Origin of the sequence: Hymenobacter sp. BT559 (assembly GCF_017571525.1) — a bacterium.
GTDB lineage: Bacteria > Bacteroidota > Bacteroidia > Cytophagales > Hymenobacteraceae > Hymenobacter > Hymenobacter ginsengisoli.
The window spans coordinates 148,495-160,571 of sequence record NZ_JAGETY010000008.1; the positions used below are offsets into that span (position 1 = coordinate 148,495).

The following is a 12,077-nucleotide window of genomic DNA, read 5'->3' on the forward strand; positions in this document are numbered from 1 at the left end:
GGCGGGCCACTGCTCTCCATCTAGCAAGGCGTGTTTCGGTGGTTGCTCCCGACAAACGATGCACCTTTGCGCTATGCTTTCCCACGCCCACGAAATCTTTCTTGAAGTAGCCCAGCGCCTGAGCTTTACCAAGGCCAGCCAGGCGCTGTTTATCAGCCAGTCGGCCGTGAGCAAGCAAGTGAAAGCGCTCGAAGAGCACTACAAAACCGGCCTGTTTGAGCGGCTGGGCGCTAGCGTGCAGCTAACCGCTGCGGGCCAGAAGCTCTACCAAAAGCTGTTAGCGGCCAAGCAGCTGCAGCAAGAATTGCAGCAGGAAATGAGCGAGCTTAGCCCGGCCTTTGCGCCGGCCGTGCACCTGCTCATCGGGGCTAGCACAACTATCTCGCTCTACGTGCTGCCGCCGGTGGTGGCGGCCTGGCTGCACCAGCACCCGCAGCACCAGCTCAGCCTCAAAAACCGCAACAGCGACAACATTCTCAAGGCCTTACTTGAGCACGAGATAGAGCTGGGCATCATTGAGGGCATTCATAAAGTCAGCAACGTTACCTACACCCCGCTGCTCACCGATGAGGTAGTGGCCGTGTGCGCGGCGGCCAACCCGCTGGCCCGCCGTGCGCTGGCCGTGGGCGACCTGCTTAGCATTCCGCTCGCCCTGCGTGAGGTGGGCTCGGGCACCCTGGCCGTGCTCGAAGAAGCACTGGAGCAGCACCAAATCCGGCTGGCTACGCTGCCCGTGCGGGTACGCCTGGGCGGCACCGAGGCCCTCAAAAACTTTGTGCGCGTAGAGGCTACCTGCCTGGCCTTCTTGCCCCGCCAGGCTGTGCTGAAGGAGCTGGCCAGCGGCGAGCTGGTGGAGGTAAAAATCAAGGATTTGTACCTAAAGCGCAAGTTCAATTTCATTCAGCGCAAGGGCACGGAAAACAGCGGACCTTACCGCGATTTTCTGCGATTTACGCAGCGCTATTATTCCAACAGGGAATAGGCTATGCCAAAACTCCATTTCGCTAGGGCATAGCAACGCGTATAGGGCAGCCACAACTTTGTCCTATGAACTCCGTCGCCACGATGCCTACCTCGCGGATGCATGCCCTGCACTGCGCCAATTGCGGTACTGCTTATTCGCCCTTCGAGCTGCAAGGCGTGTCGGCCTGCTGCCAGCAGCCGCTAATAGCCGATTATAGCCTGCGCCGGCCCCTGAGCCGGGCGAAAGGTATCGACCAGGCCGACAGCTCGATGTGGCGCTACGGCGCGCTGCTGCCGCTGCTCGACGAAGCCAACAAGGTGTCGCTGGGCGAGGGCTTCACGCCCGTGCTTGCGCTGCCTCAGCTAGCCGCTCGCTACGGCCTCCGCTCGCTCATCCTCAAAGACGAAGGCCAGAACCCGACCGGCTCGTTCAAGGCGCGCGGCCTGAGCATGGCCCTATCCAAGGCGAAGGAGCTGGGCGTGCGAGGCTGCATTATTCCCACGGCCGGCAACGCCGGGGTGGCGATGGCCGCCTACTGCGCCCGCGGCGGCCTGAGCGCTACCGTGGTGATGCCGCGCCATACGCCCGAGGCCTTTAAGGAGGAATGCTATTGGTACGGGGCGCAGGTGGAGCTGGTCGATGGCCTCATCAACGACTGCGCGGCGCGGGTGCGCCAGCTCAATGCCGGTGGCGAGCTGCTTGATATTTCGACGCTTAAGGAGCCCTACCGCCTCGAAGGCAAGAAAACAATGGGCTACGAGATAGCTGAGCAGCTCAACTGGGAGCTGCCCGACGTACTACTTTACCCGGCCGGCGGCGGCACCGGCCTCATCGGCATCTGGAAAGCCTTTCAGGAAATGAAAAAGCTGGGCTGGCTAGCCCCCGAAACCAAGCTGCCCCGCATGGTAGCCGTGCAGGCCGAAAACTGCTGCCCGCTGCTCGAAACCTACCTCGGCCACCAGGTTAACTGCCATAGCTACAACGGCCGCCCCACGCTGGCCAATGGCCTGGCCGTGCCCCGCCCGCTGGGCGAGCCCCTGATGCTGGAGGTGCTGCGCGAGTCGAATGGCACCGTAGTGGCCATCAGTGAAGAAGGGATGCTGGAGGGCATGCGCGAGCTCGGCAACCACGAGGGCCTGTTTGTAGCCCCCGAGGGCGCCGCCGTGTGGATGGCCGCCCGCCGCCTGCTGGCCGATGGCTGGCTGCACGCCGACGAACGCATCCTGCTCCTCAATACCGGCAGCGGCCAGAAGTACATGAGCAACGTAGCCGGCCGCGCCTGGGCCTAGCGCAGTAGCGCGCCGCTTCCGCTTCGTGCGCGAGCGCAGCGAACATGGGCACTAGGGTCGTGCATGAGGCGGAAGCGGTGCGCTACTGCCTGCCCGATACCTTTGCGCCTATGCGCATTCTGCACGTTCTGTCCGCCAATTTCTTTGCTGGCTCGGTGGCCTATGCCGTGGCCCTGGCCGAAGCCCACCACCGCGAGGGCCATCAGGTGTGGCTGGCCTCCGATGCGGCAGCGCTGCCCACCGTGGCGGCGCAGGTGCAGCTGCCTATCAGCCAGCGCAAGTATGGGCAGCGGCTGCGCAACATCCGGGCCTTGCGGGCGCTGGTGCGCCAGCACAGCATTGAGGTGGTGCATGCCCACTCGCGGGCCGCTAGCTGGGTCAGCTACTTTGCGCTGCGTGGGCTAGGGGTGCCGCTGGTGAGCACGGTGCACGGCCGCCAGCACCTGCATACCTCTACTTCACTGTTTGACATTTACGGGCAGAAGGTCATCGCCATTTGCGAAAACCTGGCCGAGCACCTGCGCGAAGAAGTGAAAATGGCGCCGACTAAAATCGTCGTCGTGCCCAATGGTGTGGGGTTCCGAGCAGAAAAGGCAGGAAGCAAGAATGAGGAAGTAAAAACGGGCGCTGCTGCCGCGGCTATTTCCGCAGAGCCCAGTTTTACTGCTCCTCGCCTAGCCTTTATCGGCCGTTTCAACGGGCCCAAGGGCGAGCGGGCCGCGGCGCTGCTGCAACACGTGTTTCCGGCGCTGCTGCAAGAGTTTACCCAACTGCGGGTAGCGCTTATCGGCGGCGAATTGGAGCAGCTGCCCGAAGCGGGCAAAGCGGCCCTGACGCAGCTGCAAAGCCAGTACGGCGAGCGGGTCGAGGTAATTGGCTTCACCGACGATGTAGCGGGCTGGCTGCGCCGCACCGACCTCGTTATCGGGGCCGGGCGCGTGGCTATGGAGGCGCTAGGGGAGGGCCGCGCCGTGCTGGCCCTGGGCGAGGCGCTCTACGCCGGCCCGGTGTCGCTGGAAAATTACCCCGATGTAGCGGCCTCCAACTTTGGCGATATCACGGCCCGCCTGGCTGAAGCCAGGGCCTTCGACCCAGGCCCGGTGCTGGCCGATGCGCGGGCGTTTTTGGCCCGGCCGCACCGCGTGGCGCCGGCCCTGGCCCAGCAAGTGCGCCACGACTACGACCTGGCCCGCGTGGCCCAGCGGGTGCTGGGCGTGTACGAGTCGGCGCGCATGGCGCTGGCCGCGCCGGGCTTTATCCCGGTGCTCATGTACCATAAGATTCCGGATGCGCCCCTTGCCACTAGGCACCAGATTTTCGTCACGAAAGAGAATTTCGCCAAGCACTTGGCGTACTTTAAAGCACACAGGCTCACGCCCATCACCTTTCAGGACTACCAGGCGTTTGCCAGTGGCCGCCGCCCGCTGCAGGAATTTCCGCGCCGCCCCCTCATCCTGACGTTTGACGACGGCTACCTCGACAATTACACCAACCTGCTGCCCCTCATGCAGCAGTACGGCTACCGGGGCGTGCTCTATCTGCTGGGCGATTTTGACGTGCGCTACAACCAGTGGGACCTCGCCCAAGACCCCACCGAGCCCCGCGCCGACCTCATGAGCGAAGCCCAGAAGCAAGCCTTTGTGGCGGCGGGTTGGGAAATCGGGGCGCATACGCTTTCGCACCCGCGCCTGGCTAGCCTGCCCGCCACCGAGGCCGCCCACGAACTGGCCCAGAGCAAAGCCGAGCTAGAGCGGCGGCTGGGTATTGAGGTCATTTCTTTTGCCTACCCCTACGGCGACCTCAGCGCCGAAACCAAGCGCCTGGCGGCCGAGGCGGGCTTTACCTATGCCGTGGCCACCGATAGCGGCGGCATGCACCTCGAAGACGACCGTATGGAGATTTTTCGCGTCAATATGTTCCCGCACGAGTCAGCGAGCAGCCTGTTCAAGAAAACCGCGCCGTGGTACCGTCGCTACTACCGCTGGAAGCGGAAAAAGTAGCTAATGCCGCGCTTGGTAGCGGGCTAGTAGCAGCGCGCCAGCCTCGTCGGTCAGCCCGCTTATCTCTACTTTTTTAAAGGGGGCCGTGTGGCCGCTCAGCAGCTGCACATCGCGCTTGGGCACGCCAAATAGCTCGGCCAGAAAAGCCAGCAGTACGGCATTGGCCTGCCCATCGTGGGGCGGCGCGGCCAGGCGCACCAGCCAGCGGCCGTCGGGGCCGGGCAGCAGCTCGGTGCGCCGGGCATTGGGCTTGGCGTGCAGGTGTAGGGTCATGAGCCAGGGTGCACTGTCGCCTGCCCCACCGGGCACACATCGAGCATCACGCAGCGCTGGCAGGCGGGCCGGTGGTAGTAGCAGCATTTCTGGCCGTGATACATAAGCGCTTCGTGGTGGTCATACACCTGCTGGGCTGTCCAGTCGGGCGGCAGCAGCGCGGCTAGCAGGGCATGGGCCGGCCCTTCGCCCACCTTGGGCCCGATGAGGCCTAGCCGCTGCGCCACGCGGTGATGGTGACTGTCGACGGGCATGGCCGGCAGGCGCAGCTTGCTGAACAGCAGCGTGGCTGCGCTGGTCTTGGGCCCTACGCCGCTAATGCTTTCGAGCCAGGCCCTAGCCTCGGCAATGGGCCGCTCGGCCAGGAAATCGAGCGAGCAGGGCGGCAGGTTTTCGTCGCCGCAGCGGCGGCTTATTTCGCGCAGCACCTCCTGAATGCGGGGTGCCTTTTGCTCGGGCCAAGTGCAGGCGCTTAAGGCACGCTGCACGTCGATGGTGGGCGCGTCGCGCACGTCCTCCCAGGTCGGAAAAGTAGCCCGCAGCTGCTGAAAGGCGCGGTGCGAGTCGGCATTCTTGGTGCGGTGCGAGAGCAGCGCACTAATGAGCTCGCTCAGCGGGTCTTTGTCGCTAAAAAAAAGAAATGGCGCCCCATACTCGGCGCACAGCCGCTGGTGGGCTAGCAGTGCCAGCGCCTGGCGGGCCACAAAGTCGGGAGCATCGGCGGGCGCCGGGCGGGAGGAAGGCATGCGCTAGGGTACTGCAAACCGGCCGCTGAGGTTCAGTAAAAGGCAAAGGGGAGAATCACCCTCGCGGCGATTCTCCCCTTTGCCAAGCGTGATGCGTTCTGTTGCCGCTTAGCGCAGCCCACCGCTGTTATACAGGGCAATGGCCTGGCGTTGCGCCGAAGCCTGCTTGCTTTGCAATATCAGCGGCACGATGAGCACCGGAATGGCCGCGTAGGTAATGGGCGAAATGCCAGTGCTATTAGCCTGAAATGATTGCAGCAGGCCATAGGCCAGCAGGCCGGCCCCGGCCACGTAGGCAATGGTAGAAGAGGTCTGGTAGCGCCGGGCCTGGGCTAGCAGCTCCTGGACGCCGGCATTGTCGGCGGTGGCCAGGGCCAGGTTGCGGGCGTTCAGGTTCTGAATCGGGCCGTTGTCTTTCGAGAAATACTCGGTCTTGGTGGTGCGGTAGCCGCCGTAGGGGTAGCCCCCAAAGCCCCCATAGCCGAAGCCGCCGTAGCCAAAGCCGGGCATGCCGTAGCCGCCCGGCGAGTAGCTCGTATTGTAAGTGGCGTAGAGGCTAATGCGGCCGGTTTTTTCGCGGCGCAGGGTAGCCTCGCGCGACGAGCGTGGCAAGGTGGTGCGCACGTAGTGGCCGGTTTCGTTTTCGTAGAAACCCACCTCGCTCAGCTCCACGCGGCGCTGGCCATCAAGCAGCAGAAAGTTGCGCCCAAACAGCGGCTGCTTCACTTCCACATCGTAGGCATTGTACACCGCGCCGTTCTTGAGCCCCACCTGGTAGCGGGCGGGCTGCGTCGAGCCACCCATGATGTAGGGCCGGTTGAAGGGGCTGGAGCCGGCTTGTGCGGGCTGCGCCGCCGGGGCAGGGCTAGCAGCCGGGCTGGTAGCCACCGGGGCCGGGCGGGTCGAGTCGGCCGCCAGGGTGGGGGTGGGGCTATCGGCGGGCACGGCGTCGAGCTGCCGGGGGGGCGGGGCTGCCTGGCGCGGGGCCGGGGCGGGCACTACGGGGGCGCCGCCCAGCTGGCGAGGAGCATCTTGCGCCGAGGCCGGCACCCAGGCGGCGCTCAGCCCCAGGCCCAGCACCGCAACGAACGGAAGTTTCATGCAGGCAAATAAAAGCGATGCCGGCCAACTGCGGCCAGTGGCCTGCTAACGCCGCCGCCCTCCCCAAAAGTGCCCCGCTGAAAGGATGCCCGCAAATGCACAATCAGTCTGTATGTTGATAAATACAAGCCGCTTATTGTTAGTAATTTAATCGAAAAATTTATTTTGACTTAGCACTGAGATTAAATGCTGACTAGCCACAACAGGTTAAAAACTCCGGCGTCTTATCATGCTTATTCAGCCAATTGGTGTGGCCACCGCTAGGGCTCGTAATAGAAGGATAGCCTGCTAAAAGCTGCCTGATGCAAACACCTGGGTTGGGGCTGCTGGCGGCGGCCCTGCGCGTACCTTCGTGGCATGTACGCCGCTCGCCCAGCCCAGCCCGACCGCATTACCAGCCTGCACAACCCGCGCATCAAAGAGGTGCTGCGCTTGCAGGAAAAGTCGGCCGAGCGCCGCCGCCAGGGCCTTACCCTCGTGGAGGGCTACCGCGAGCTTACCAATGCCCGGCAGGCCGGCTGGGCCGTGGCCACTCTCTTCGTGTGCGAAGAGTTGGCCGGCGCAGCCATCACCCAGGAGCTCGCCGAACCTGCCCGCCTCGTGCCGCGCCCCTACGAGTACCTGCCCGTGAGCACCGCCGTGTTTGCCAAGCTGGCCGTGCGCGAACGCTCCGATGGCGTGCTGGCCGTGCTGCACACCCCGCGCCGCACCCTGGCCGACCTGGTGCTGCCTGCCAACCCGCTCATTATCGTGCTCGAAGCCGTAGAAAAGCCCGGCAACCTCGGCGCCATTCTGCGCACTGCCGACGCTGCGCCCGCCCACGCTGTTCTGGTAGGCGACCCGCGCACCGACCTGTATAATCCCAACGTCATTCGGGCCAGCCTCGGCGGCATTTTCACCGTGCCTACCGTGGCCGCACCCATGCCCGAGGTGCTAGCCTTCTTGCAGGAGAAAGGAATTCGCACCTTCGCCGCCGCCCTGGCCGACGAGGCCAAACCCTACACCGCCAGTCGCTTTGACGGCCCCACGGCCCTAGTGCTCGGCACCGAGGCCGACGGCCTCACGCCCGCCACCCGCCAGGCCTGCGACGAAACCGTTATCATTCCTATGCGCGGCGTGCTCGACTCGCTTAACGTGAGCGTAGCCGCCGCCGTGCTCACCTTCGAGGCCGTGCGCCAGCGCCAGGGCTAGTACACTACTAAGCCAAAGCCTAGCTGCTTGGCCAGGCTCCGCAGCCCTTCTACCTCTGCTTCGGCTACCACGCTCAGCGCATGGGCATCGCTATCCAGCGGCAATAGCACCAGGGCCAGCCCTAGCGGTTCTAGTAGCTCTTGCAGCGCGTCGAGGGCTTCGGGGCCAGTGGCGGCGCGCCGTGCCAGGGGCGGCGCGGGCAGCCGCTCGGGGCGCTCTTGTTGGGCTAGGGTTTCATTGAGGCCTTCTACCAAGTCGGCCACCGGGTCGGTCCAGTCGGCTTCCCATAGCAATTCTTCCCACAGCAGGCCATCGAGCAGCGCTACATCGCGTAGCTCCTGCGCCGCTAGTGTCGTTTCGATACCGCGCTCGGCTAGCTCCTCGGCGTATTCGGTTTGGTAGGCAGCCGGGTCGCTGAGCACCAGCGCCAGCCGCTCGGTGAGGCGCTGGCTAGCCTCCTCATTGGCCAGGGTAAAAAGCTGAATAAATCGGGTCAGATTTTCTTGATTCATAAATAAAAGCTGAGCAAGATTCAAATAAAAAAAGAAAAAGGGCGCGACCAACGCCGCGCCCTTTTCTAAAAACGTACGGTCGCAACTGCGAAATCCGTAAAGCCGTGGTTTATTCGGCCGTCTTGGCGTAACGCAGGCGCTCGTTCTCGTCGAGCAGAATCTTGCGCATGCGCACCGACTTCGGCGTTACTTCCAAGTACTCATCCTTCTGAATGTATTCCATGGCTTCTTCGAGCGAGAACTGACGCTTGGGAACAATTTTGGCGTTCTCATCCGAGCCCGAGGCGCGCATGTTGGTCAGCTTCTTGCCCTTCTGAATGTTGATGGTCAAGTCGTTGGGGCGGGTGTGCTCGCCGATAACCTGGCCAGCGTACACTTCCTCGCCCGGGTCCACGAAGAACGAGCCGCGGTCCTGCATCTTGTCGATGGTGTAGGCGGTGCCGGGGCCGGTCTCAAGCGAAATCAGCGAACCAGCGATACGGCCAGGAATCGGGCCTTTGTGGGGCTCGTAGGCAGCAAAGCGGTGGTTCATGATGGCCTCGCCAGCAGTGGCAGTCAACACGTTGTTACGCAGGCCGATAAGGCCGCGGCTCGGGATGCTGAACTCCAGGTGCTGTAGGTCGCCCTTCGGCTCCATGATGGTCATTTCGCCTTTGCGCATGCTCACCAGCTCGATAACCTTGCCAGCGGTTTCCTCTGGCACGTCTACTACGAGCAATTCTACCGGCTCCAGGCGGTTGCCGTTGTCATCCTCCTTGAACAGCACTTGGGGCTGGCCCACTTGCAGCTCGTAGCCCTCGCGGCGCATCGTTTCAATGAGCACCGACAAGTGCAGAATGCCGCGGCCAAACACCAGGAAAGTGTCTTCCTTATCGGTGGTCTGGACGCGCAGGGCCAGGTTTTTCTCGGTTTCCTTGAAAAGACGGTCACGCAAGTGGCGCGAAGTCACAAACTTACCTTCCTTACCGAAGAACGGCGAGTTGTTGATGGTGAACAGCATGTTCATCGTCGGCTCGTCGATGCTGATGCGGGGCAGTGCCTCGGGGTTCTCGGCGTCGGCTAGGGTATCGCCAATGTCGAAGCCTTCGATGCCCGACACAGCGCAGATTTCGCCGCTGCTCACTTCCTCCACCTTGTTGCGGCCGAGGCCTTCAAACACGTGCAGCTCGCGGATTTTCACTTTTTTGATGCTACCATCAGCCTTCATCAGGCTCATGTTGGCGCCCTCTTTCAGAGTGCCGCGGTGCACGCGACCGATGGCGATGCGGCCCACGAACGACGAGTAGTCGAGCGAAGTCACCTGCATCTGCGGGGTGCCTTCCAGCACCGGCGCGGGCGGAATCGAGGCCACCACCGCGTCGAGCAGCGGAATGATGTTGTCGGTCTTCACTTTCCAGTCGGTGCTCATCCAGCCCTGCTTGCTCGAACCGTACAAGGTCACGAAATCAAGCTGGTCTTCCGTAGCGCCGAGGTTGAACATGAGGTCGAAAACCTGCTCGTGCACCTCGTCGGGGCGGCAGTTTTCCTTGTCCACCTTGTTCACTACCACGATGGGTTTCAGGCCCAGGCCCAGGGCCTTGCCGAGCACGAAGCGGGTCTGCGGCATGGCACCCTCGAAGGCGTCCACGAGTAGCAACACGCCGTCGGCCATCTTCAGCACGCGCTCTACCTCACCGCCGAAGTCGGCGTGACCAGGGGTGTCGATGATGTTGATTTTCACGCCGTTGTAGCGCACCGACACGTTCTTCGACACGATGGTAATGCCGCGCTCGCGCTCCAGGGGGTTATCGTCGAGGATGAGGTCGTCGAAGTGCTGGTGGGCGTCGAAAATCTTGGAGGCGTGGATAATCTTATCCACCAAAGTCGTCTTGCCGTGGTCAACGTGGGCAATGATGGCGATATTCCGAATGTTCTGGGTCATACGTATGTTTTTGCGGCCGCAAAGGTACGGATTTTCAGGCAGAAAACCGAGTTGCCTTTTTATGATGCGCAAACGCAACGCTAGCTCACCCCTCAAACGTTCCGGCTGAAACCGAGAGTTTTAACGGCTGGCGCCCCGGCTAGCCCCTTCCGCAGTGCATCCGAACGACCTGGCTTTTACGTTTGTTAAGCCAGTAACCTACCCCCGAATTTCTTTCGCCATGCGTCTTTCCCTGCTTCCGCTTTTGCTGAGCGTGGTTGCTTTCTCGCCCGCCTGCTCGCAAAGCCACGCCGACCAATCAAAGCCGGCCAAACCAATAGCTGGCGTGGTGCCCGCGGGTCCGCACGGGGCTAGCGTCACCACGGCCAAGTATCCGCAGCCCCAGCCCGTAACGGGCAAGCCCGGCGAGTTTCCGGTGCAGCATACCGATGCTGAGTGGAAAAAGCTGCTCACCCCTGACCAGTACTATATCTTACGTGAGGAGGGCACCGAGCGGCCCTTCACCGGCAAGTACCACGACAACCACGCGGCCGGTACTTACTACTGCGCTGCCGACCACAACCTGCTGTTTTCCAGCGATACTAAGTTTGAGTCGGGCACCGGCTGGCCGAGCTTTTATGCCCCGGCCACGGTGGCCAGCGTCAAAGTGAAGTCGGACGAAAGCTTCGGCATGAGCCGCGATGAGATAGTGTGCGCCAAGTGCGGTGGCCACCTCGGCCACGTTTTCGACGACGGCCCCAAGCCCACCGGCCAGCGCTACTGCATGGACGGCAACGCGCTGCTCTTTGAGCCAAAGAAATAGCAGCCAACTACCGCCCCCGCAATTCGTTAGAAGAAGGCGGCCCGCTCCGGGCTGCCTTTTTTAATGTGATTCATGCCTTTTCGATTTCTTATTCGCGCCGCTAGCCTCGCCCTGCCGCTAGCCTTGGCGGCCTGCTCGGCCTCCGAGCGCACCGCCGAAACTTCGGCTCCGCGCGCCGTACCCACCGAGGTTACAACCGATGCTGACCGCCGCGCCATCTACAACGCTAATACCACGCGCGGCACCGCGCCCGCCGCGGCTGTGCCTGATGCCACCCCCAATACCCTCCGCCTCGGCGAGCAGGCTTCCGATATCAACCGCCTCAAGCGCCCCGAATCGCTCAATACCAACGACCCTAATACGACGACCAACGAAACCCGCTTGCAGCGCCTCGACCAAGGCATTCCGGATACGCTGCGTCGCCCTTAGCCAGCGGTACTCAACGAAAAGGCCGTTCCACGGGTGGGAATGGCCTTTTCGTTGAGTACCGCTGGCAGGTATTCTTATGCGTTGTCTACGGCTACGCTATCGTTGGCTGTAGCCTCTGGGGTACTAACGGCAGCTGCCGCATCAGTATCGGGCGTAGATTGACGCTTGGGGCGGCCGGGGCCCCGGCCGGCACTGCTAGGCTTGCTAGTGCTGCCAGTTGGGCGGCCAGCGCGCTTAAGTGCAGTGGTTGCCTCGGCGGCCGGCGCTTTGCGGGAGGCGCTGGACTTGCCTGCGGGGCGATGCTTACCACCAGCGCTAGCCGAACTCTCTTCAGCGGCCGGGCTAGGGGCGGGCAGGTTGATATCGGTAGTGCGGCCCGGCGCAATAGAGTCGTAGTGACGCACTATGGTGTGCAGTGCTTGCTCAAACATGCGCTCGGTATCGACGTCGAGGCGGCGTGTGGCCTCCTTTACTACTTCTTTCAGCTTGGCTTTCGTTTCTTTGCGGATGCGGTCCACCACTTCGCTCATGCGCGCGTCCAGCTCCTTTTGCAGCTGCTTGGCGGCCGATTTCAGGGTTTGTTTCTGGCTAGCCTTCTTTTCGGCCCGGTCGTCGGCGAGCGACTTGGTGGCGCGGCGACCGGCTTTATCGGCTTTGCGCTGCGCTTTTTCTTCGGGCGTGCGTTTGGCAGGAGCGGCCGCAGCCGGTGCCTCCGCACTGTTTTTTTTCGACATGAGTGAAAGGGTTTTGGAAAGACAGGAAGTAAAGTAAGTAGCTAGCCGCCACATCTGTGCGCTAAGTAACCAGCTAATTATTTGGCAAACGGACTTTGCTCTTTTTTGTTAAAAA

General features: G+C 62.5%; 12 protein-coding genes. 6 read left to right on the top strand and 6 right to left on the bottom strand.

The annotated features are described in order from the left end of the window. Nucleotides 1-73: 73 nt before the first annotated feature. From J4D99_RS12765 to J4D99_RS12775, 3 genes are all read left to right on the top strand, one after another. Nucleotides 74-982: a LysR family transcriptional regulator gene (locus tag J4D99_RS12765; protein ID WP_208132100.1), complete on the top strand. Its 909-nt coding sequence runs from the start codon at nucleotides 74-76 to the stop codon at nucleotides 980-982. A 65-nt stretch (nucleotides 983-1,047) separates the two neighbouring features. Next, the gene (locus J4D99_RS12770; protein WP_208132101.1) at nucleotides 1,048-2,253 is read left to right on the top strand and encodes a threonine synthase; all 1,206 of its coding nucleotides are present in this window, start codon (nucleotides 1,048-1,050) and stop codon (nucleotides 2,251-2,253) included. Between the two features lie 44 nt (nucleotides 2,254-2,297). Next, nucleotides 2,298-4,253 (top strand): polysaccharide deacetylase family protein, encoded by a 1,956-nt coding sequence (locus J4D99_RS12775; RefSeq protein WP_208132102.1) that lies wholly within the window; start codon nucleotides 2,298-2,300, stop codon nucleotides 4,251-4,253. Here J4D99_RS12775 and J4D99_RS12780 read toward each other — a convergent pair whose 3' ends face one another. From J4D99_RS12780 to J4D99_RS12790, 3 genes are all read right to left on the bottom strand, one after another. After that, complete coding sequence (locus J4D99_RS12780; RefSeq protein WP_208132103.1) at nucleotides 4,254-4,526, bottom strand: DUF167 domain-containing protein; 273 nt, start codon at nucleotides 4,524-4,526, stop codon at nucleotides 4,254-4,256. It abuts the gene before it with no gap. Further along, the gene (locus J4D99_RS12785; protein ID WP_236018645.1) at nucleotides 4,523-5,272 is read right to left on the bottom strand and encodes an endonuclease III domain-containing protein; all 750 of its coding nucleotides are present in this window, start codon (nucleotides 5,270-5,272) and stop codon (nucleotides 4,523-4,525) included. The genes J4D99_RS12780 and J4D99_RS12785 overlap by 4 nt, the downstream gene beginning before the upstream one ends. Nucleotides 5,273-5,380: 108 nt before the next feature. Beyond that, complete coding sequence (locus tag J4D99_RS12790) at nucleotides 5,381-6,373, bottom strand: hypothetical protein (RefSeq protein WP_208132104.1); 993 nt, start codon at nucleotides 6,371-6,373, stop codon at nucleotides 5,381-5,383. A 357-nt stretch (nucleotides 6,374-6,730) separates the two neighbouring features. Here J4D99_RS12790 and J4D99_RS12795 point away from each other — a divergent pair, with 357 nt between their 5' ends. Continuing rightward, entirely contained in the window at nucleotides 6,731-7,564 is an 834-nt protein-coding gene (locus tag J4D99_RS12795; protein WP_208132105.1) for a TrmH family RNA methyltransferase, read from the top strand. Here J4D99_RS12795 and J4D99_RS12800 read toward each other — a convergent pair. Then, nucleotides 7,561-8,076 (bottom strand): DUF6630 family protein, encoded by a 516-nt coding sequence (locus tag J4D99_RS12800; protein ID WP_208132106.1) that lies wholly within the window; start codon nucleotides 8,074-8,076, stop codon nucleotides 7,561-7,563. The two genes, J4D99_RS12795 and J4D99_RS12800, sit on opposite strands and share 4 nt — an antisense overlap. Before the next feature lie 109 nt (nucleotides 8,077-8,185). Next, complete coding sequence (typA, locus tag J4D99_RS12805) at nucleotides 8,186-9,997, bottom strand: translational GTPase TypA (protein ID WP_208132107.1); 1,812 nt, start codon at nucleotides 9,995-9,997, stop codon at nucleotides 8,186-8,188. 220 nt (nucleotides 9,998-10,217) lie between these two features. On the opposite strand from typA, the gene msrB reads away from it, so the two are divergent. Then, on the top strand, nucleotides 10,218-10,799 hold the full coding sequence (gene msrB, locus J4D99_RS12810) for a peptide-methionine (R)-S-oxide reductase MsrB (RefSeq protein ID WP_208132108.1): 582 nt from the start codon (nucleotides 10,218-10,220) through the stop codon (nucleotides 10,797-10,799). Nucleotides 10,800-10,871: 72 nt separating this feature from the next. Then, a complete protein-coding gene (locus J4D99_RS12815; RefSeq protein WP_208132109.1) occupies nucleotides 10,872-11,228 on the top strand; it encodes a hypothetical protein in 357 nt (118 codons plus the stop codon). Between the two features lie 74 nt (nucleotides 11,229-11,302). Here the strand turns inward: J4D99_RS12815 and J4D99_RS12820 are convergent, their stop codons facing one another. Beyond that, entirely contained in the window at nucleotides 11,303-11,962 is a 660-nt protein-coding gene (locus J4D99_RS12820) for a hypothetical protein (RefSeq protein ID WP_208132110.1), read from the bottom strand. Nucleotides 11,963-12,077: the final 115 nt, after the last annotated feature.

What these genes read in the sequence shown, in the direction of transcription:
- J4D99_RS12775 (WP_208132102.1), top strand. Translation starts at nt 2,298, where the DNA reads ATGGGCACTAGGGTCGTGCATGAGGCGGAAGCGGTGCGCTACTGCCTG.
- J4D99_RS12790 (WP_208132104.1), bottom strand. Translation starts at nt 6,373, where the DNA reads ATGAAACTTCCGTTCGTTGCGGTGCTGGGCCTGGGGCTGAGCGCCGCC.
- J4D99_RS12800 (WP_208132106.1), bottom strand. Translation starts at nt 8,076, where the DNA reads ATGAATCAAGAAAATCTGACCCGATTTATTCAGCTTTTTACCCTGGCC.
- msrB (WP_208132108.1), top strand. Translation starts at nt 10,218, where the DNA reads ATGCGTCTTTCCCTGCTTCCGCTTTTGCTGAGCGTGGTTGCTTTCTCG.
- J4D99_RS12795 (WP_208132105.1), top strand. Translation starts at nt 6,731, where the DNA reads ATGTACGCCGCTCGCCCAGCCCAGCCCGACCGCATTACCAGCCTGCAC.
- J4D99_RS12815 (WP_208132109.1), top strand. Translation starts at nt 10,872, where the DNA reads ATGCCTTTTCGATTTCTTATTCGCGCCGCTAGCCTCGCCCTGCCGCTA.
- J4D99_RS12780 (WP_208132103.1), bottom strand. Translation starts at nt 4,526, where the DNA reads ATGACCCTACACCTGCACGCCAAGCCCAATGCCCGGCGCACCGAGCTG.
- J4D99_RS12820 (WP_208132110.1), bottom strand. Translation starts at nt 11,962, where the DNA reads ATGTCGAAAAAAAACAGTGCGGAGGCACCGGCTGCGGCCGCTCCTGCC.
- J4D99_RS12770 (WP_208132101.1), top strand. Translation starts at nt 1,048, where the DNA reads ATGAACTCCGTCGCCACGATGCCTACCTCGCGGATGCATGCCCTGCAC.
- J4D99_RS12765 (WP_208132100.1), top strand. Translation starts at nt 74, where the DNA reads ATGCTTTCCCACGCCCACGAAATCTTTCTTGAAGTAGCCCAGCGCCTG.
- typA (WP_208132107.1), bottom strand. Translation starts at nt 9,997, where the DNA reads ATGACCCAGAACATTCGGAATATCGCCATCATTGCCCACGTTGACCAC.
- J4D99_RS12785 (WP_236018645.1), bottom strand. Translation starts at nt 5,272, where the DNA reads ATGCCTTCCTCCCGCCCGGCGCCCGCCGATGCTCCCGACTTTGTGGCC.